Below are 19,572 nucleotides of genomic sequence, written 5' to 3'. Positions count from 1 at the left end.
TTTTTGGGTAACACAAATTAACTATAACGATTTGTCGCTTAATAACAATTTATCTCCATATTTAGGAATCATTTCAGCTGTCTTATTCATTTTTGTGATGCAATTTGCGAAGAGACATCAGGTAAATAAACAGCTTGTAACTAAGAACAAGAAAAAACAATGAAGATTATTAAATTATCTTCCAAAGATATAACTCATTTGAAAAAACAGGTGAAAAATGACTATTTGTTGTTGTTTTTTATGACTGTTATATTGATACTTTTTTGGTATTTATTTAATGATAATGGAATTTTTGGAAAGTTAATTTTAGTATTTGGCGGTATAGGAATTCTTGGGGCATTTTTAAATAGATTGACAATCTATCAAGATTTAATAGAGAAAAAAAAATATTCTGGAGAATTTAAGGTAATAGGAAAAATTGAAAAAGTAAGGCGCAGAGGGCATGATACTGATTCTGGTCATTTTAGTAGTGTTGAGGACATTATATACTTAATTAAGTTCAATGATTGGCGGATAGGAAACATAAGGTTTGAAAAGAAATATTGGGAAATAGTAAATGAAGGAGATATTTTTGAAATAGATCAAGCAGTAAATTCACAATATGTTTTAAGGATTAGTAGAGAGGGTAAAGATTTTAAAAAAGCAGTTAGGTTAGATTATAACGATAAAAAAAGTAATTTCGATAGATAATTTTACTTTATTATATAAAAAAACTAATACTTAAACTCTTAAGCGATTAAACAATAATCAATGAGTGAAGAAAACAACAATTACGAACACGACGAAGAATTAAATCAACCGCTAGAAAGTACTGAAACCATTACCAAGGTAACTGGTATGTACAAAGAATGGTTTTTAGATTATGCTTCGTATGTAATTTTAGAACGTGCAGTACCTTCGATTGAAGACGGATTTAAACCCGTACAACGTCGTATTATGCATTCGATGAAAGATTTAGACGATGGTCGTTACAACAAAGTAGCGAACATTGTTGGGCATACCATGCAGTATCACCCGCATGGAGATGCTTCTATTGCCGATGCGATGGTACAAATGGGACAAAAAGAATTGCTGATTGATATGCAAGGTAACTGGGGTAATATCCTTACAGGAGACCGTGCTGCAGCTTCTCGTTATATCGAAGCACGTTTGTCTAAATTCGCTTTAGATGTTGTTTTCAATGCTAAAACTACCGAATGGCAAGCATCGTACGATGGTCGTAAAAAAGAACCTGTAAACTTACCTGTAAAGTTTCCATTGTTATTAGCACAGGGAGCAGAAGGTATTGCCGTTGGTTTATCAACGAAAATTCTTCCACATAACTTTAACGAGTTGATAGATGCTTCTGTTAAATATTTAAAAGGAAGGAGTTTTACCATTGTTCCTGATTTTTTAACTGGAGGTATCGTTGATGTAACCGATTATAAAGACGGAAAAAGAGGAGGAAAAATCAGAGTACGTGCTAAAATATCAGCGCTAGATAAAAAAACACTGGTAATTACCGAAATTCCATTCGGAACTACTACATCATCTTTAATTGATAGTATTTTAAAAGCGAATGAGAAAGGTAAAATCAAGATTAAAAAGATAGAAGATAATACCGCTGCTGAGGTAGAAATCTTAGTACATCTTCCACCTAATGTATCTCCAGATAAAACTATTGATGCATTATATGCTTTTACCAGTTGTGAAAACTCAATATCACCACTGTGTTGTATTATTGAAGACAACAAACCTATTTTTATAGGAGTAAGTGAGATTTTAAGAAAGTCGACAGACTTTACCGTTGAGTTATTGAAACGTGAGTTAGAAATTCAATTACATGAGTTAGAAGAGCAATGGCACTTTGCTTCGTTAGAGCGTATATTTATTGAAAATAGAATTTATCGTGATATTGAAGAAGTTGAAACTTGGGAAGGTGTAATTGAAGCTATTGATAAAGGGTTGCAGCCACACATCCAACATTTAAAACGTGAAGTAACTGAAGAAGATATCGTGCGTTTAACAGAAATCCGAATTAAAAAGATTTCTAAGTTTGATATTGACAAGGCGAAACAATTTATTGAAAGTTTAGAAGAAAAAATAGCAGAGGTAAAGAATTACTTGGCAAACCTTATCGATTTTGCGATTGATTACTTTAAAGAATTAAAAACTAAATACGGTAAAGGAAAAGAACGTAAAACTGAAATCCGAATTTTTGATGACATCGTAGCTACTAAGGTAGTAATGCGTAACTCAAAGTTATATGTAAACAGAGAGGAAGGATTTATTGGAACATCGTTGAAAAAAGACGAATATGTTACCGACTGTGCTGATATTGATGATGTGATTGTGTTTAGAGAAGACGGTTCGATGATTGTTACTAAGGTTGATTCAAAAACTTTCGTAGGAAAAGGAATTATACACGTTGCAATTTTCAAAAAGAAAGATAAGCGTACTGTTTATAACATGATATACAGAGACGGAGCTAAAGGAGCTTCGTTTATGAAGCGTTTCAATGTAACATCGGTTACACGTGATAAAGAGTACAACTTAGCAAATGACGATTCTAAATCAAAAGTATTGTACTTCTCAGCAAACCCTAATGGAGAAGCGGAAGTAGTAACTATTTTACTGCGTGCTGTTGGAAGTATCAAAAAACTAAAGTGGGATATTGATTTTGCTGATTTAGCGATTAAAGGTCGTAGTGTTCGTGGTAACCAAGTAACTAAATACGCGATTAAAAAGGTAGAATTTAAAGAAGCAGGGGTATCTACTTTAAAACCACGTAAAATTTGGTTTGATGATACAGTTCAACGCTTAAATGTAGATGGAAGAGGTGAGTTGTTAGGAGAATTTAAAGCAGAAGATAAAATTTTAATAGCAACACAATCAGGAAAAATAAAAGCGGTAACTCCAGATTTGGCAATGCATTTCGAAGATGATATGATTGTTTTAGAAAAGTGGAAACCAAACAAACCGATTTCAGCAATTTATTTTGATGGAAATAAAGAACGTTATTTCGTAAAACGTTTTTTAATAGAAGCTCTTGATAAAGAAGAAATTTTTATTTCAGATCATGAAAAATCAAAGTTGCAAATCATTTCAACGGATTACCGTCCAGTAGCTGAGGTAATTTTCTCAAAGCGTAGCTTAGAGAATCTTGAGGTTAATTTTGAAGAGTTTATAGCGGTTAAAGGGATTAAAGCTTTAGGAAATCAGTTAACTGCTGAAAAAATTAAAACTGTCAATTTGTTAGAATCTCTTCCGTATGAAGAACCAGAAGAAGAGAAAGTAGAAGATATTGAGGTAAACGAAGAGGAAGAAGTAGTTGAAGAGTCTTTAGTACTAGATGTAGATGTTCCTGAGATTAAAAAAGAATTTGAAGAGTCGAAAGAAGATAAGGCCAAAAAAGCTTTAGAACGAGCGCTTCAAAAAAAGAAAAAAAGTAAAGACGACGAAAGTCAAACCGCATTATTTTAATGAGTGAATTAATACCATATCGTTTCAATTTAGATACTTTTTTTGGTGTTTTAGGTTACATTATAGTTGTTTTTCTAACCTCATGGCTTATATCCAGATTAGTTAGAGCAATTATTTGGCGATTAATTAAAATCAAAAAAGAAGACCGTTTTGGTAGAACTAGTATTCAGTTTTTACGTAATTCGGTAACCTTTGTAATAGGGCTTTTAACTGTCATATATATTATTATGACAGTGCCTGCTTTTAGAAGCAAGGCAACGTTAATTTTTTCAGGAGCTGGGATTATTGCAGCGATTATAGGTTTTGCTGCACAAGCAGCGCTCTCTAATTTAATTGCAGGAGCGTTTATTGTTATTTTCCGTCCATTTCGAGTAGGCGACTATATTAAGTTAGATGAAACTCGTGTTGGAATTGTTGAAGATATTACGCTACGTCATACAGTAATTAATAATTTTGAGAACAAACGGTTAATTATACCAAACTCTGTAATTAGTACCGATTCTATTTTAAATCACACAATAGAAGATTCTCATATTCTAAGTTTTAATAACTTTAAATTAGGCTTAAAAGCAGATATAGATTTAGCGCGAAAGATTATACAAGAAGAAGCCGTAAAATTGCCTACGGTAATAGATTATCGAACGCCCGAGCAAGTAATGGCAGATGTAAATCAAGTAGATGTTCGTGTTATTGATATACATTCAGACCACATACATGTACGTGCTTACGTATGGTTAAACGAGCCTTTTCAGGAATTTAAAACAAAATGTAACCTAAAAGAAGCAGTACATAAGCGTTTCTTAAAAGAAGGAGTAGATTTGCCTATTCCAATCAATATAAATGAAATAATTAACAAAGTAGACTAAGTTTACTTTGTTAATAGATTTCAAAAGTTATAAAAAGCTTTTTATCAGAAGGTTTAGGGATTTCAGAAATTAAACCATAAATACCTTTGTCTAGTATTCCTTTTTGTAAAGTTTCATACGAAATTAGGTTTTGTTAGTGATTCTATTAAAGAAAAGGGAACTAATAGAGGAGGTATTACAAATCTAATCGACGCACGAAGGTAAGAAATTACAAAAACAAAAATAAAGGTAAAATACTGATTATTAGGTTTTTTTAATTGTGTTTCTTAAAAAGAAAACCTAATCCAAGGCGGCTTAAAAACTTCTTTTCAAAGTCCCAGAAAAAATTAAATTGACCAAAAACCCAACCTACTAAAGGCAAAGTAGTTTGATAAATAGGAAAAATAAGTAAAATTCTTAAAGGATAATACAACCAAGGAGACATGGTTTCTGGTGATAAACCAAGTAAGCCAGTAATAGGTTTAGCTACCCAAGCAGCAAAAGAACCGTTAATAGCAAATACAATAAAAATTGCAGCCAAAGACCAGTTATTGTCTACTCCCCAACGTTGTTTTAATTTTTCCATACAGTAATAATCGTGGCAAAAGTAATTAAAAGAAAAAGGGCAAACAAATGTTTGCCCTTTGATTCATCATTAAAAGAGAAAGTTTATTTTTTTCCAAAAACACCACCTAATAATCCATCTAATAAACCACCTGATTTTTGTTGACTACCGCTAGCATTTCCTAATACCATTCCTGCTACATCATCAACAATGCTACCATCACCATCGGCATCTAAAATTTGTTCTAAGAAGCTTTGTTCTCTTTCGTTAGAGTTTCCTCCAAGCAAACCACCTAACAAACCTCCTAAATCACCAGCGTTATTTACATTGGTTTCGCGTTTTTGCTTTCCTAAGAGACCCAATAAGATCGGAGCCGAAGTTTTTAGGATGTCAGCTACTGCGTTAGCATCAATACCTGCTTTTTGACCAATTACTTGTTCAACACCTTGTTGTTTGTTTCCTAAAACATGTCCTAAAATTTTACTTCCATCTTGCAAAACGTCTGAATTTACACCGCCGTTAAATAAATCACCAAGATTATCTAAAATTCCTCCATCATGCTTGTTTAATGCGCTCATTAATCCTTCTGCACCTTCAGAAGAAGAAGCATTACGTTGCATAGCTTTCATTAAAACAGGCAAAGCCATTGTTAATACACTGTTTGTTTTATCAGTATCTTGACCAGTAGATCCTGCTACACCAGAAACAATTGTTTTACCTAAGTCGCTGTTTAATAAGTCTAAAATTCCTGCCATTTTTAATTTTATAAGGTTAGTACTAAGTTCTTATTTTATGAGACACAAGTTACAAATTTGAGGTCACTTTTTTTTAAATATTTCTTTTTACCTTACAGCCTCAAAAAAAACGAACAGATTACATGAGGAAACTTGCACTACACTGGCAAATTTTAATAGGAATGATTTTAGGAATTTTATTTGGCTTAGCGATGACTTTCGTTGAAGGAGGAGCGTCATTTGTAGCTGACTGGATAAAGCCTTTAGGAACTATTTTTGTGAAATTATTAAAATTAATAGCAGTTCCATTAATTATAGCGTCTTTAGTAAAAGGGATATCAGATTTAAAAGATATTTCTAAATTTAAAAATATAGGTTTACGTACTATACTAATATATATAGGTACTACGGTAATTGCAATTACTGTTGGGCTAGTGTTGGTTAATGTTGTACAACCTGGAAATGGAATTTCTGAAGAAACTATAGCAAAACTAACAGAAACCTATGCGAATAGCGGAGGAGTACAATCAAAAATAGCAGAAGCAAGCAAGCAAAAAGCAAGCGGACCTTTACAGTTTGTGGTAGATATGGTTCCTGATAATGCAATGCAGGCAATGAGTAACAACAAAGCGATGTTACAAGTAATTTTCTTTACCATTTTCTTAGGAATATCAATGTTGTTAATTGGAGAGAAGAAATCTAAACCATTAAAGAAGTTTTTCGATTCTTTAAATGAAGTTGTGTTAAAAATGGTCGATTTAATTATGTTAACTGCTCCGTATGCAGTGTTTGCATTATTGGCTAACGTAGTAGTATCTTCAAATGATCCAGATTTATTATTAGCATTATTAAAATACGCATTAACTGTGGTAGGAGGATTATTATTACTTGTTGTTTTCTATATGATTTTAATAAGTGTATTTGTAAAAAAGAATCCATTTTGGTTTTTACAACAAATTAGTCCAGCGCAATTGTTAGCTTTTTCAACAAGTTCAAGTGCAGCAACGTTACCAGTAACAATGGAGCGTGTTGAAGAACATGTGGGAGTAGATAAAGAAGTGTCGAGTTTTGTATTACCCGTAGGAGCTACTATTAACATGGATGGAACGAGTTTATATCAAGCAGTAGCTGCAGTATTTATTGCTCAAGCACTGAGCTTTGATTTAACTTTTGGGGATCAATTAACCATTATACTAACGGCTTTATTGGCTTCTATAGGTTCTGCAGCAGTACCAGGAGCGGGTATGGTAATGCTAGTTATTGTATTAGAGTCTGTAGGTTTTCCAGCAGATAAATTAGCAATTGGTTTAGCGTTAATTTTTGCTGTAGATAGACCTTTAGATATGTGTAGAACAGTAATTAATGTTACGGGAGATGCTACAGTATCTACTTTGGTGGCAAAATCTGTAGGAAAATTAGGGAAACCACATCCTAAAAATTGGGATGATCATTATGATGAAGTAAAGTAAATGCGAAGCATTGCTTATAGATATATTGAATAATAGTAAATAAAGAAGAAAGAATAAACAAATCAGGCTAAATGAATATTTGTTTTTTAATGTATCCTTGGGAGGAAATAAATCCTGAAAAAGATTCAACGTTAACGTTGATACATGAGTGTGCAAAACGAGGGCATGGAGTAGCAATCTGTACACCATCTAACTTAACAATACGAAATAGTGTAACCAATGCGTTTTGTACCATTGTTGGAAGAATGGACAAAGTACCAGCTAGCATAAAGTCGTACTATAAAAAAGCAACGACTAGAGAGGAAATGCTTCCTTTAGCAGGGTTTGATGCTATTTTTATGAGAGCAAATCCACCGTTAGATCCGCTAATGTTGAATTTTTTAGATTCAGTAAAGGATGATGTTTTTGTTATCAATTCGGTTCAAGGAATGCGTGAAGCAAATAACAAGCTGTATACTGCTGTCTTTGAAGACCCAAATAATGAGATAATTCCTGTAACACATGTTTCTAAAAACAAAGATTATTTAATTAATATCATTGAAGAATCTGAGTCAGATAAAATGATCCTAAAACCGTTGAACGGATACGGAGGTTCTGGTGTAATTTTGATAGAAAAGTCGGCAATGGGGAATGTTAATTCTCTGTTAGATTTTTACATTAATAAAAGTGATGGGTCTTCTGATTATGTTATTCTTCAAGATTATATTGAAGGAGCTGATCAAGGTGATGTGCGTATTTTATTGTTAAACGGATTACCTATTGGAGCAATGAGACGTATTCCTGGAGATAAAGATCATCGTTCAAACATTACTGCTGGAGGTAGAGTAGAAAAGCACAAATTAACCAAAGCTGAGAAGTTGCTTTGCGATAAAATAGGTCCGAAGTTAGTAAAAGACGGATTGTATTTTGTGGGAATTGATGTAATCGGAGGTAAATTGGTAGAGGTTAATGTAATGAGTCCAGGAGGAATTGTGTACATTAATAAAGTATCAAAAGTTAAGATTCAAGAAAAGGTAATTGACTTTTTAGAAAGTAAAATTTTAGAAAAAAATGCAGCATTCAGAAGAATGACTGATTTAAAACGTAAAGTAGATGATGCTTAAAGTAACGACACCTCTTGTTTCAGTTGAATGGTTACAAGAGAATTTAGAGGCAGAAAATCTAATTATTTTAGATGCTACAATTCCTAAAGTAGGAGCAACAAAAGATGTTATAAAAGAAAAACAGCAAATCAAAAATGCTGTTTTCTTTGATTTAAAGAACGTTTTTTTAGATGCTGAAGGAGAGTATCCGAATACAATTCCTTCGGAAAATCACTTTGAAAAAGAAGCTCAAAAAATAGGCATAAACAACGATAGCTGTATTGTAGTTTATGATGATTTAGGTGTGTATTCATCACCTAGAGTTTGGTGGCTGTTTAAAGCTTTCGGATTTACAAATATTACTGTTTTAAATGGAGGATTGCCTGCATGGGAAGCAGCAGGTTATTCTGTAGAACTTCCAGCAAAAAAAGAAGTAGTAGAAGGAGGTTTTACAGCAAAGTTTCAAAAAGAGTTGTTACGAGTAACTGAACAGGTTTTAGAAGCTTCAAACAATAAAGATTTGATTGTTGATGCGCGTTCAGAAGGGCGTTTTTATGCTACTGAACCAGAACCAAGAGCTGATATGCGAGGAGGACATATTCCAAATTCGAAAAGTTTGCCTCACGGGAAATTACAGTCTGATGGAAAAATGAAGTCGACAGAAGAACTTCAACAGTTATTTTCTGAAATAAACCCTAAAAATGAACACATGACCTTTTCTTGTGGTTCAGGAATTACAGCTTGTGTTTTAGCTTTAGGAGCAGAAACGTCAGGATATACAAAGTATAGTGTGTATGATGGTTCTTGGACAGAGTGGGCAAGTAGGTTAGAGTTACCTGTTGAAAAATAGTAGTATGATGGAAAAGCTTTCAATAACAGCAATTATAGAGAAGATTCAAAATGAAGAAATTTTTGAAGCCGTTTCTAGCGATTATTCATTTACCATAAAAATTGATGAGTATGTTCCGTATGTATGCGGAGCTGTTCACGACGGGCATCAATTTAGACAAGAATTGTGGGATAATTGTATACATACCGAATACGAACGTTGGTATGAAGAAGACCCTGAAACCAAAACGATGGTGCAATCGCATCCAATTGTTATTGCTGGGATGGACTCTCGTTTTGAGTATGATTTAAACCGTAATCCAGAAACAGCAATTTATACTGACGCTTGGGGTAAACAGTTGTGGCACGAGCCACTTTCCGAAGAAATGAAAGCTAAAAGTTTAGCTAAACATGCTGATTTTTATAAGGTTGTTCATGCATTGATTTCAAAAATTGAGGAGAAGTTTAGTGCTTGCATCGTATATGATATGCACTCGTATAATTGGCAACGTTGGGAGAGAGAAGTACCAACTTGGAATTTAGGTACAGCAAATGTTGATAACAATCGTTTTGGTAATGAAATTGAAGGTTGGAGAAGTGTTTTAGAAAAAATGCCACTACCAAATAATATCAAATCAACATCTAAAATCAATGATACTTTTCAAGGGAATGGTTATTTCTTAAAGTATATCACGCAAAACTTCAATAATACTTTAGTATTGGCAACAGAAATAGCAAAAGTATATTGTGATGAATTAGCACAAATTACGTATCCAGAAGTAGTTAGTGCAGTAGGAAATTACTTAAAAAAGGAGTTGAAATTGCATGCACAATCATTTTTTGAAACGCATAAAAAGTAAATTTGCAACCGCTTAATAAATTAGAATGAAAGAAATTAATGCTACTGCAGAAGCGATTGCTGATATAGACAAAAGAATAGACAAACTCGTTAAAAAAATAGAGTTATTACGTTACGTAAACCCTGTTAATATAGAGGAAGAAAAGCAACGTTTAAAGAGATTTTGACAAGTTTAAATTGCATCGAGAGTTTTTTACACTTCCGTTGGAGTTGATAGAGGATGAAAAAATTCGTAATCTATATGAAGAGATCATTTATTACTACTCGGGAATTGTACAGTGTATTGAAACTGTAGGCGAAGGGAAAAAATTCTATTATAATAGTTTGCGTTCCTTCGGAAAACCTACGGAACAAGATGTAGAGAATGCCAAATTCATTCTTCATTTTGACGCTGAAGATACTTCCGAAGAAATATTTCAACCAAAATACTCTATAGAAGAAGCAGAAAAATTATTTAGAGAATACGGAAGTAGGTATGATTTTTCGTTCAATATAAAAGAGTCTGATACTATGGGTGCGATTGCTATGGTATTAAATAGTACGCAAACCTTAGTGTTAAACAGTAATCATACGTTTTCAAAAAATGAAATGGGTATTTTAACAAATCATGAAATCGGAGTGCATATGGTAACGACGATGAATGGTGTATTACATCCGTTAAAAATATTTTCTCATGGTTTTCCTAATAATGTTGAGACACAAGAAGGATTAGCTGTTTTTAGTGAATATATGTCTGGTAATTTAACGATTAAGCGTTTAAAAGAATTAGCCTATCGTGTAATTGCTGTGAATAGTTTGGTAAAAGGATCTTCATTCTCTAAAACCTTCAGGTTATTACATAACAATTATGACTTAGAAAGAGAACAAGCGTTTTATATCACGACACGTATTCATAGAGGAGGCGGGTTTACAAAAGATTATCTATACTTAACAGGATTGAAAAAAATCTATGATTATTTTCATTCAGGTAAAGATTTAAGTGTATTGTTAACAGGAAAAGTTTCATTAGAATATGTTAATGATATTGAATACTTGATTAATAGAGGCGATGCAGAGCATGCAAAATATATTACGGATTCTTATGTAGCGAATTCAAATACCAATCCCAAAATTGATTTTATTCTAAATAATTTAAAATAAATATGATGAAGAAAAATATACTACTAATAACCCTATTGTTTTTAACACTAGATATTTTTGCGCATGATTCCGAAGTGAATAAAACGATAGTTAAAAACGGAATTGGTTTAGGAAGTGTAATTGCAGTGGTAATTTCTTGGGATAGAAATAAATCGATATTATTAGCAATTATACATGGAATGTTAAGTTGGCTGTATGTAATATATTATTTTTTTACAAGAGAAGATTCATAAAAAAAGCCTCCGTTAGGAGGCTTTTACTATATCAGTTTTTTTACTTCTTGTTTAAGAAAAGAAACGGCTGTGTTTGCAGGACTTTCTTCTTGTGAGTAATCTATGAGTACATTTTCACGCAAATCTTTTGCAGTACTTACGTTATCTGCTGTAGATCGAAGCTTTGCAATAATCGCCAGTTTTGCAGCTAAAACAGCTTTCCAACTATCTTCAGAAATATATAATTGTTGCACTAAGTTATGCTCAAATTCTTGCTCAATATTTCCTATTAAAAGTTGTAAATAGTTATCAGGATCATCTCCAATAGGGTTTACCCTTAATAATAATTTTGATGGATTAATACGTTCACAAAACAATAACATACGTTCGTATGCTTGTAGTTTTACAGGTAAACTTTCACGCTTTTTTTCAACCAAAGCGTTGAAGGTTTTTTCTTTATTGTCTTGTTCTATAAAACGACCTAAAATAAGATAAGCTACACCTCCAGTTACTAAAGCGGGTAAGGCATAGGCTAATCCTTCTATAATTTTATCTTCCATAATGCGAATATACGAGTCCTGTTAAAATTGCCAATCCAAAACTTAATAAAGTTCCGATAAGCACATACTCTGTTAATTTTCTATCTTTTGATGCGGTTAAATCTCCAAACCTGAATATTGATTTTGCTGCAAGCAAAAATCCGACCCCTGCCCATTGATTAATTGCTATAAATACAAAAACCAATAAACGTTCTAAAAAGCCAATATATTTTCCTGCGTTAGCTAACGATTGTTCTTCTGATTTATTATTTTTCTCAGGATTCCAACGTGAAATTAATGTGTTTATAATGATTGATGAGGTAAACGTAACAAAAATCAAGCAGCAAGTTAAAAGTAAATTGTGTTCATTTACTATTGTTGAAAATGTAATATCAAAAGGTTGAAAAAGATAGGTGGCGATTCCTAAAAAAAGGAGATGGAAAGCTTGGTCTAAAAAGAAAAATAAGCGTTTGTTTTTCTTTTTCTGAAGATAAAGTTTGCCTAAGTCAACTATAAAATGAGAAACAATTACTAGTAAGAAAACACTCCAATATTGTAAATTAAACTGTAATAAGATTAATAGTAAAACTGCATGAACTCCTACGTGAGCATATAGTTTTAGTGATTTAATTTTCTTCTTTTCTTTGTCTTTTACCCAGTTTTTAGGTTGAAAAACAAAATCACCTAATAAATGAGCAACTAAAAGTTTTAAAAACAATATCATAAGTTGGTTAGTTTCTTGTTCATAAGAGTTCTGTAACGTTTTTCTAGCTTCATAATTTCATCAAAACCAGCACGTTTTCTTCGTTCGCTAGCACTACTTTCTGAAATGGCTAATTTTTTAGCAATAACTTTTTGAGTGCTATTAGGATTCTCTAAATACATGTTTACAAATTCAGCTGAATTTACAGTCCAATTGTCCATAATTAGCAAGCTTAAACCTAAAGAAACTTCAAACTCTTCATTAATGTCTTTCCAAGGTGTTTTTAGCGCTAAATTTTGCTTTTTTAATAAATGATCAAAAGCATATCCTGAATTAACAAAAGCTTCGCCATTAGCTTCTGTAATTTTTGAAGCCTCAAAATTTTTAGAGCCAATTCCAATAGCTAAACGAATATCTAAATCTTTTATTTTTTTAATAGCAGCTTTTAATTCAATTGTAAAAAGTAAAGCGTCAGCAATATGTTCAATTTCAATTTGGAAGCTATCACCTCGAAATATTTCCCATGTTTTAGAAGTTTTTCCAATTTTGTTAAAGCTTTGCTTTAAAATTGGAAGCCATGTTTCAGTCAACACATCTCTAGAGTTTATGATATCTCCTGTTATTACACTTGTCATACCGCTAAATTTTAGTAAAAATAGATTTTTATAATCATAAAACAAAATAATTCGGGTTTAAAAACGAATTTGAGTTTATTCGGTTATAAAGACGAATTTTAAAATATTCGGTAAATGTGTCGAATTTTTTGAGAATAAAATTCGTGAATAAAAAATGGTTCAGAATCTTTAATAAACCTAAAAGAATGGTTAATTTTCCATTTTTAAAATCTTTCAATTTATTTTTCATTGAGTACTTATTTAGAGCAACTTAACGAGCCACAGAGAGCTGCCGTTTTACAAAAAGACGGTCCAATGATTATTATTGCCGGAGCAGGATCGGGTAAAACACGTGTATTAACCTACAGAATTGCTTATTTAATGGAGCAAGGAGTAGATGCATTCAACATTTTGTCACTTACCTTTACCAACAAAGCTGCCCGTGAAATGAAAGACCGTATTGGTAAAGTGGTAGGTTATAGTGAAGCTAAAAACTTATGGATGGGAACGTTTCACTCGGTTTTTGCACGTATTTTACGTTCGGAAGCTGACCGATTAGGATATCCATCCAATTTTACAATTTACGATACACAAGATTCAGTTCGATTGATAACAGCGATTATCAAAGAAATGAATTTGGATAAAGATAGATACAAGCCAAAGCAAATTCTAAGTAGAATATCTTCTTTTAAAAACAGTTTAATTACGGTAAGAGCGTATTTTAATAATTCTGATTTACAGCAAGCAGATTTAGAAGCAAGTAGACCTAGAACAGGTGATATCTATAAAGAATATGTAGATAGATGTTTTAAGTCAGGAGCAATGGATTTTGATGATTTGTTACTACGTACTAATGAATTATTAGCACGTTTTCCGGATGTGTTGGCAAAATATCAAGATCGTTTTCGCTATATTTTGGTAGATGAGTACCAAGATACCAACCATTCGCAGTATTTAATTGTACGTGCGTTGGCAGATCGTTTCCAGAACATTTGTGTGGTGGGAGATGATTCGCAAAGTATTTATGGATTCCGTGGAGCTAACATTCAAAACATTTTGAATTTCCAGAAGGATTATCCAGATGTAAAAACTTTTAAGCTTGAACAAAATTACCGCTCTACAAGTAATATCGTTCGTGCAGCAAATAGTGTTATTGATAAGAACAAAACGAAGTTAGACAAAGAAATTTGGACAGCAAATGATGCTGGAGATAGTGTAAAGGTAATGCGTACGATTTCTGATGGAGAGGAAGGACGTTTTGTAGCACAATCTATTTGGGAAAACCAAATGAATCACCAGTTAACAAGTGATCAATTTGCTATTTTATACCGTACCAATGCGCAATCGAGAGCGATAGAAGATGCGTTGCGTAAGAAAGATATCAAGTATAAAATTTACGGAGGAATTTCGTTCTATCAACGTAAAGAGATTAAAGATTTACTGTCGTATTTACGAATTTTAATCAACCCGAATGATGAGGAAGCGTTAAAGCGTATTATTAATTATCCTGCAAGAGGTATTGGTGCTACAACGATAGACAAGTTGACAATCGCAGCCAATCATTATAAAAAATCGATGTTTGATATTTTAAAGAATATCGGTACAATTGATATTAGTATTAATTCGGGAACTAAAACAAAGTTGCAAAACTTTGTCAATATGATTCAGCGTTTTCAAATAGAAGCGCAAACTAAAAATGCATTTGAAATTGCAGATTTGGTGGTAAAACAAACACAATTAGTCAAAGATTTACAGAAAGACGGAACTCCAGAAGGGGTTAATAAAGTTGAAAACGTTCAAGAATTATTAAACGGAATCAAAGATTTCATTACAGATAAAATAGAGACAGGAGAAGATGCTTCGCTAACATCATTTTTAGAAGACGTAGCATTAGCTACAGATTTTGATTCTGATAAACAAGATGAAGAACCACGTGTTTCGTTAATGACAATTCACTTATCAAAAGGTCTAGAATTTCCGTATGTATACATTGTAGGATTAGAAGAAAGTTTATTCCCTTCTGCAATGAGTATGAATACTCGTAGTGAACTTGAAGAAGAACGTCGTTTGTTTTACGTGGCTTTAACAAGAGCTGAAAAAGGAGCCTATTTAACTTATGCACAAACACGTTATCGTTGGGGTAAATTAACGGACGGTGAACCAAGTAGATTCTTAGAAGAAATAGATGAACAATATTTAGAGTATTTAACTCCTAAAGTTCCTGAACCATCAGCAAATAGGTTTATTGATGCAAGTTTGTTTGAAGATGATTCACCAAAGAAAATTCGTTTCCAAAAACCTATTCAGAAGAAAAGAAAAGAGTTTTTAGAGAAGAAAGAAAATAAGGAGTTTTTAGAGAAGAAAGAAAAACCGATGACGATTCCTCCAAAAAGTAAGATGAAAAAGGTTTCAGAAATGAATCCAACAATGAATTTATTTGATGGAGAAATTACTGTTGGGAATTTGGTAGAGCACAACCGCTTTGGAACAGGAAGAGTAATAGCTTTAGAAGGAAAAGGACCCAATAAAAAAGCTGAAATAGAGTTTAGTACTGTAGGTAAAAAGAAATTATTGTTACAATTTGCAAAATTGAAGGTAGTCGGATAGCTAATTCGTAAATTATTACCTATTTTGCATGGATAAAAATATAGAGAAATGACGTTTGATTTAGAATACAATTCAGAAAGATCGAAATTAATTATTCCTGAATACGGAAGGCATATACAAAAACTCGTAAATCATTGTGTTGCTCTAGAAGATAGAGAAGAGCGTAATACAATGGCTAAGGCGATTATAGACGTGATGGGTAATTTACAACCACATTTACGTGATGTTCCTGATTTTAAGCATAAGCTTTGGGATCAGTTACATATCATGTCTAATTTTAAATTAGATGTAGATTCTCCTTATGAAACTCCTTCTAAAGAAGAGTTACAAGAGGCTCCAGAAAGAATGGCATATCCTAAATCAGCTTCAAAATATCGTTTTTATGGAACGAACATTCAAACAATGATTGATGTTGCTTTAACATGGGAAGATGGTGATATGAAAGAAGCGTTGATTTTTACGATTGCGAATCATATGAAAAAATGTTATCTAAACTGGAATAAAGATACGGTTGATGATAATGTAATTTTTGATCATCTATATGAATTATCAGACGGAAAAATAGACATTCGAAGTATTGAAGAAGATTTAACAGATAGTAAAAGCTTGTTAAGAAAACGCAGTACGCAAGGTCAGCACAAATCAAAAGGAAAAGCAAACACTAAATACAGAAAAAAATAAATGGCATCATTTAAAATTGAAGGAGGTCACAAATTAAAAGGAACAATAACACCACAAGGAGCAAAAAACGAAGCATTACAAGTAATTTGTGCGGTGTTATTAACTTCAGAAAAAGTAATAATAAACAACATTCCTGATATTATTGATGTCAATAAGTTGATTTTCATCTTAGGAGAATTAGGAGTTAAGATTGAAAAACTCTCTAAGAATTCGTATAGTTTTCAAGCAGATGATATCAATTTAAAATATCTAGAATCAGCAGACTTTAAAAGAGATGGGAGCTCATTAAGAGGTTCAATTATGATTGTTGGTCCGTTGTTAGCTCGTTTTGGAAAAGGATATATTCCACGCCCAGGGGGAGATAAAATTGGTCGTCGTCGTTTAGATACACACTTTGAAGGATTTATCAATTTAGGAGCAAAATTCCGTTATAACCGTGAAGAATATTTCTACGGAGTTGAAACAGAAACAGGTTTGGTTGGTTCAGAGATGTTGTTAGATGAAGCTTCTGTAACAGGAACTGCAAATATTATTATGGCTGCGGTTTTGGCTAAGGGAACCACAACGATTTATAACGCTGCATGTGAACCTTATATTCAACAATTATCAAAAATGTTGAACTCTATGGGAGCAAAAATCTCAGGGGTAGGTTCTAACTTGTTAACTATTGAAGGAGTTGAGTCTTTAGGAGGTTGTGAGCATACCATTTTACCAGACATGATTGAAATTGGTAGTTGGATAGGTATGGCAGCTATGACACGTTCTGAATTAACTATTAAAGATGTTAGTTGGGATGATTTAGGACAAATCCCTAATGTGTTTAGAAAGTTGGGAATTAAACTAGAAAAAAAAGGAGATGATATTTTTATTCCTGAACAAGAAAGCTATGAAATTCAAAGTTATATTGATGGTTCGGTATTAACTGTTGCTGATGCACCTTGGCCAGGGTTTACACCAGATTTATTAAGTATAGTTTTAGTAGTAGCTACTCAAGCAAAAGGAACGGTATTAATCCATCAAAAAATGTTTGAAAGCCGTTTGTTCTTTGTCGATAAATTAATTGATATGGGAGCAAAAGTAATTTTATGTGATCCACATAGAGCTACGGTAATTGGTCACGATTTCAAGTCGCAATTAAAGGCTACAAAAATGACTTCACCAGATATTCGTGCAGGTATTTCATTATTAATAGCAGCACTTTCTGCTAAAGGAACGAGTATCATCGATAATATTGAACAAATTGATAGAGGCTATGAAGATATTGAAGCTCGTTTAAAGTCTATCGGGGCAAAAATTGAAAGAATAGAAAATTAACACTAATTAGTAAATTAGCGGATTAGGTAAAATTATAGATTAAAAATCGTGTCAAGTTGACACGATTTTTTTATTGGCAACATTCTTGTTAATCAAAAGAGAGAAAATAAAAGAAACTATTTACAATGAGTAAAGATCAATATACAAAAGAAGACGAAATTAATGACGCTGTAAAAAGTGGAGAATTAGGGGGAGAGCAAGAAGAAACTCAAGAAAATAAAGAGGTTGAGTCAAAAGAAGTGCCTACTGCTGAAGAGTTAATTCAAGCAGAAAAAGACAAATACTTACGTTTGTTTGCAGAGTTTGAAAACTATAAAAAACGTACTTCTAAAGAACGTGTCGAGCTTTTTAAAACTGCAAGTCAAGAATTAATGACAGCTTTACTGCCAATTATGGATGATTTTGATAGAGGTTTGGCAGAAATTAAAAAGTCTGAAGATTCTGAGTTATTAAAAGGAATGGAGCTTATCAATAACAAGTTTAAAAGCACTTTAACACAAAAAGGATTAGTAGAGATAGAGGTAAAGCCAGGAGATGATTTCGATGCTGAAATTCATGATGCAATTACACAAATACCTGCTCCAACAGAAGATTTAAAAGGAAAAATTATCGATTGTGTAGAGAAAGGATACAAACTAGGAGATAAAATTATTCGTCACCCTAAAGTAGTAATGGGGCAAGCGTAAACGGTTATCATAAGCAGTTTGATAATAGTTTAATTTAAGTTATTAGTAAAAAAAACTAAAGACTAATAACTAAAGACTAATAACTAATAGAATGGCAAAACAAGATTATTACGAAATATTAGGAATATCAAAATCGGCATCGCAAGCTGAAATAAAAAAAGCCTATCGAAAGATGGCTATTAAGTATCATCCAGATAAAAACCCGGATGACAAAGATGCTGAAGAAAAATTCAAATTAGCTGCTGAGGCGTATGAAATATTAAGTGATGAGAACAAGAAAGCTCGTTACGATCAATATGGTCATGCTGCTTTTGAAGGAGGTCATGGAGGCTTCGGTGGTGGTGGAATGAATATGGATGACATTTTCAGCCAATTTGGAGATATTTTTGGAGGAGCTTTCGGTGGTGGTTTCGGAGGTTTTGGTGGCGGTGGTCACCGTCAAGCACGAGTAAAAGGTAGTAACTTACGTATTCGTGTAAAACTTACTTTAGAAGAAATTGCCAAAGGAGTAGAAAAGAAGGTAAAAGTTCGTAGAAAAGTTCAAGCTGAAGGAGTAACGTATAAAACTTGTTCAACCTGTAATGGTACAGGACAACAAATGCGAGTTACCAATACCATTTTAGGTAGAATGCAAACAGCGACTACTTGTGGTACTTGTCATGGAGCAGGAGAAATGTTAGACAAGAAACCTAGTGGAGCAGATGCTCAAGGTATGATTGTAAAAGAAGAAACCGTTTCTATTAATATTCCTGAAGGAGTTACTGAAGGAGTTCAATTAAAAGTAGGAGGAAAAGGAAACGAAGCTCCTGGTAAGAACTCAATTCCTGGTGATTTATTAGTGTTGATTGAAGAAGTACCACACGATACTTTAAAGAGAGAAGGAAGTAATATACATTATGATTTATACATAAACTTCTCAGAAGCTGTTTTAGGAACTTCTAAAGAAATAGATACAGTTACAGGAAAAGTTAAGATTAAAGTTGATGCAGGAACGCAATCAGGTAAGATTTTACGATTAAAAGGTAAAGGATTACCAAGTATCGAGCGTTACGGACATGGAGATTTCTTAATTCACATAAATGTGTGGACACCACAAGAATTAACAAAGGATCAACGTAAGTTTTTTGAGGAAGTGCAAGAAGAAGAGAACTTTAGCCCAAACCCTCAAAAGTCAGACAAGTCGTTCTTCGAAAAGGTTAAGGACATGTTTTCTTAAAAAAAATATAAAATTT

General features: G+C 32.8%; 20 protein-coding genes. 15 read left to right on the top strand and 5 right to left on the bottom strand.

The window, feature by feature from the left end:
* Positions 1-159 precede the first annotated feature (159 nt).
* From OU788_RS05020 to OU788_RS05010, 3 genes are read left to right on the top strand one after another with little or no spacing between them, the layout of a single operon-like run.
* A complete protein-coding gene (locus tag OU788_RS05020) occupies positions 160-690 on the top strand; it encodes a hypothetical protein (RefSeq protein ID WP_274634142.1) in 531 nt (176 codons plus the stop codon).
* 60 nt (positions 691-750) lie between these two features.
* Positions 751-3,462 (top strand): DNA gyrase/topoisomerase IV subunit A, encoded by a 2,712-nt coding sequence (locus OU788_RS05015; RefSeq protein WP_274634141.1) that lies wholly within the window; start codon positions 751-753, stop codon positions 3,460-3,462.
* Entirely contained in the window at positions 3,462-4,328 is an 867-nt protein-coding gene (locus OU788_RS05010; RefSeq protein WP_274634140.1) for a mechanosensitive ion channel family protein, read from the top strand. The genes OU788_RS05015 and OU788_RS05010 overlap by 1 nt, the downstream gene beginning before the upstream one ends.
* 253 nt (positions 4,329-4,581) lie before the next feature.
* Here the strand turns inward: OU788_RS05010 and OU788_RS05005 are convergent, their stop codons facing one another.
* Positions 4,582-4,893 carry a DUF6787 family protein gene (locus OU788_RS05005; RefSeq protein ID WP_274634139.1) on the bottom strand — a complete coding sequence of 104 codons (312 nt, stop codon included), beginning with the start codon at positions 4,891-4,893 and terminating at the stop codon, positions 4,582-4,584.
* Between the two features lie 83 nt (positions 4,894-4,976).
* Entirely contained in the window at positions 4,977-5,627 is a 651-nt protein-coding gene (locus OU788_RS05000) for a DUF937 domain-containing protein (RefSeq protein ID WP_274634138.1), read from the bottom strand.
* Between the two features lie 122 nt (positions 5,628-5,749).
* Here OU788_RS05000 and OU788_RS04995 point away from each other — a divergent pair, with 122 nt between their 5' ends.
* From OU788_RS04995 to OU788_RS04970, 7 genes are all read left to right on the top strand, one after another.
* Positions 5,750-7,075 carry a dicarboxylate/amino acid:cation symporter gene (locus OU788_RS04995; RefSeq protein WP_274634137.1) on the top strand — a complete coding sequence of 442 codons (1,326 nt, stop codon included), beginning with the start codon at positions 5,750-5,752 and terminating at the stop codon, positions 7,073-7,075.
* 71 nt (positions 7,076-7,146) lie between these two features.
* Positions 7,147-8,178 (top strand): glutathione synthase, encoded by a 1,032-nt coding sequence (gshB, locus tag OU788_RS04990; protein WP_274634136.1) that lies wholly within the window; start codon positions 7,147-7,149, stop codon positions 8,176-8,178.
* Entirely contained in the window at positions 8,168-9,007 is an 840-nt protein-coding gene (locus OU788_RS04985; protein WP_274634135.1) for a sulfurtransferase, read from the top strand. Before gshB ends, OU788_RS04985 begins: the two co-directional genes overlap by 11 nt.
* A gap of 7 nt (positions 9,008-9,014) precedes the next feature.
* Positions 9,015-9,845, top strand: a complete 831-nt coding sequence (locus OU788_RS04980; RefSeq protein ID WP_274634164.1) for an N-formylglutamate amidohydrolase — start codon at positions 9,015-9,017, stop codon at positions 9,843-9,845.
* Between the two features lie 25 nt (positions 9,846-9,870).
* Positions 9,871-10,011, top strand: coding sequence for a hypothetical protein (locus tag OU788_RS12910; RefSeq protein WP_342454910.1), 141 nt, complete (start codon positions 9,871-9,873; stop codon positions 10,009-10,011).
* A 10-nt stretch (positions 10,012-10,021) separates the two neighbouring features.
* The gene (locus tag OU788_RS04975; RefSeq protein WP_342454909.1) at positions 10,022-10,984 is read left to right on the top strand and encodes a flavohemoglobin expression-modulating QEGLA motif protein; all 963 of its coding nucleotides are present in this window, start codon (positions 10,022-10,024) and stop codon (positions 10,982-10,984) included.
* Between the two features lie 5 nt (positions 10,985-10,989).
* Positions 10,990-11,217: a hypothetical protein gene (locus tag OU788_RS04970; RefSeq protein ID WP_274634134.1), complete on the top strand. Its 228-nt coding sequence runs from the start codon at positions 10,990-10,992 to the stop codon at positions 11,215-11,217.
* Between the two features lie 26 nt (positions 11,218-11,243).
* Here OU788_RS04970 and OU788_RS04965 read toward each other — a convergent pair whose 3' ends face one another.
* The 3 genes from OU788_RS04965 to OU788_RS04955 are packed head-to-tail and all read right to left on the bottom strand — an operon-like array spanning position 11,244 to position 13,073.
* On the bottom strand, positions 11,244-11,756 hold the full coding sequence (locus tag OU788_RS04965) for a DUF7935 family protein (RefSeq protein ID WP_274634133.1): 513 nt from the start codon (positions 11,754-11,756) through the stop codon (positions 11,244-11,246).
* Positions 11,746-12,459, bottom strand: a complete 714-nt coding sequence (locus OU788_RS04960; RefSeq protein ID WP_274634132.1) for a DUF3307 domain-containing protein — start codon at positions 12,457-12,459, stop codon at positions 11,746-11,748. The genes OU788_RS04965 and OU788_RS04960 overlap by 11 nt, the downstream gene beginning before the upstream one ends.
* Positions 12,456-13,073: a SatD family protein gene (locus OU788_RS04955; protein ID WP_274634131.1), complete on the bottom strand. Its 618-nt coding sequence runs from the start codon at positions 13,071-13,073 to the stop codon at positions 12,456-12,458. Before OU788_RS04955 ends, OU788_RS04960 begins: the two co-directional genes overlap by 4 nt.
* Before the next feature lie 228 nt (positions 13,074-13,301).
* Between OU788_RS04955 and OU788_RS04950 the strand changes: the two genes are divergently transcribed.
* The 5 genes from OU788_RS04950 (at position 13,302) to dnaJ (ending at position 19,556) form a co-directional block, all read left to right on the top strand.
* Entirely contained in the window at positions 13,302-15,659 is a 2,358-nt protein-coding gene (locus OU788_RS04950) for an ATP-dependent helicase (RefSeq protein WP_274634130.1), read from the top strand.
* A gap of 48 nt (positions 15,660-15,707) precedes the next feature.
* Positions 15,708-16,340 carry a DUF4290 domain-containing protein gene (locus OU788_RS04945; protein ID WP_274634129.1) on the top strand — a complete coding sequence of 211 codons (633 nt, stop codon included), beginning with the start codon at positions 15,708-15,710 and terminating at the stop codon, positions 16,338-16,340.
* Positions 16,341-17,654 carry a UDP-N-acetylglucosamine 1-carboxyvinyltransferase gene (gene murA / locus OU788_RS04940; protein ID WP_274634128.1) on the top strand — a complete coding sequence of 438 codons (1,314 nt, stop codon included), beginning with the start codon at positions 16,341-16,343 and terminating at the stop codon, positions 17,652-17,654.
* Between the two features lie 125 nt (positions 17,655-17,779).
* Positions 17,780-18,340: a nucleotide exchange factor GrpE gene (locus tag OU788_RS04935; RefSeq protein WP_274634127.1), complete on the top strand. Its 561-nt coding sequence runs from the start codon at positions 17,780-17,782 to the stop codon at positions 18,338-18,340.
* A 91-nt stretch (positions 18,341-18,431) separates the two neighbouring features.
* Positions 18,432-19,556: a molecular chaperone DnaJ gene (gene dnaJ / locus OU788_RS04930; RefSeq protein ID WP_274634126.1), complete on the top strand. Its 1,125-nt coding sequence runs from the start codon at positions 18,432-18,434 to the stop codon at positions 19,554-19,556.
* Positions 19,557-19,572: the final 16 nt, after the last annotated feature.

The organism is Tenacibaculum sp. L6 (assembly GCF_028823685.1).
Lineage (GTDB): Bacteria > Bacteroidota > Bacteroidia > Flavobacteriales > Flavobacteriaceae > Polaribacter.
This window is presented reverse-complemented; position numbering and strand designations above follow the sequence as displayed.

Bases quoted from the DNA above. Each gene is read 5' to 3' on its own strand.
- OU788_RS04945 (WP_274634129.1), top strand. From the start codon at position 15,708: ATGACGTTTGATTTAGAATACAATTCAGAAAGATCGAAATTAATTATT.
- OU788_RS04970 (WP_274634134.1), top strand. From the start codon at position 10,990: ATGAAGAAAAATATACTACTAATAACCCTATTGTTTTTAACACTAGAT.
- OU788_RS12910 (WP_342454910.1), top strand. From the start codon at position 9,871: ATGAAAGAAATTAATGCTACTGCAGAAGCGATTGCTGATATAGACAAA.
- OU788_RS05020 (WP_274634142.1), top strand. From the start codon at position 160: ATGAAGATTATTAAATTATCTTCCAAAGATATAACTCATTTGAAAAAA.
- OU788_RS04935 (WP_274634127.1), top strand. From the start codon at position 17,780: ATGAGTAAAGATCAATATACAAAAGAAGACGAAATTAATGACGCTGTA.
- OU788_RS04960 (WP_274634132.1), bottom strand. From the start codon at position 12,459: ATGATATTGTTTTTAAAACTTTTAGTTGCTCATTTATTAGGTGATTTT.
- OU788_RS04985 (WP_274634135.1), top strand. From the start codon at position 8,168: ATGATGCTTAAAGTAACGACACCTCTTGTTTCAGTTGAATGGTTACAA.
- OU788_RS04965 (WP_274634133.1), bottom strand. From the start codon at position 11,756: ATGGAAGATAAAATTATAGAAGGATTAGCCTATGCCTTACCCGCTTTA.
- dnaJ (WP_274634126.1), top strand. From the start codon at position 18,432: ATGGCAAAACAAGATTATTACGAAATATTAGGAATATCAAAATCGGCA.
- OU788_RS04995 (WP_274634137.1), top strand. From the start codon at position 5,750: ATGAGGAAACTTGCACTACACTGGCAAATTTTAATAGGAATGATTTTA.
- murA (WP_274634128.1), top strand. From the start codon at position 16,341: ATGGCATCATTTAAAATTGAAGGAGGTCACAAATTAAAAGGAACAATA.
- OU788_RS04955 (WP_274634131.1), bottom strand. From the start codon at position 13,073: ATGACAAGTGTAATAACAGGAGATATCATAAACTCTAGAGATGTGTTG.
- gshB (WP_274634136.1), top strand. From the start codon at position 7,147: ATGAATATTTGTTTTTTAATGTATCCTTGGGAGGAAATAAATCCTGAA.
- OU788_RS05005 (WP_274634139.1), bottom strand. From the start codon at position 4,893: ATGGAAAAATTAAAACAACGTTGGGGAGTAGACAATAACTGGTCTTTG.
- OU788_RS05015 (WP_274634141.1), top strand. From the start codon at position 751: ATGAGTGAAGAAAACAACAATTACGAACACGACGAAGAATTAAATCAA.
- OU788_RS05010 (WP_274634140.1), top strand. From the start codon at position 3,462: ATGAGTGAATTAATACCATATCGTTTCAATTTAGATACTTTTTTTGGT.
- OU788_RS04980 (WP_274634164.1), top strand. From the start codon at position 9,015: ATGGAAAAGCTTTCAATAACAGCAATTATAGAGAAGATTCAAAATGAA.
- OU788_RS05000 (WP_274634138.1), bottom strand. From the start codon at position 5,627: ATGGCAGGAATTTTAGACTTATTAAACAGCGACTTAGGTAAAACAATT.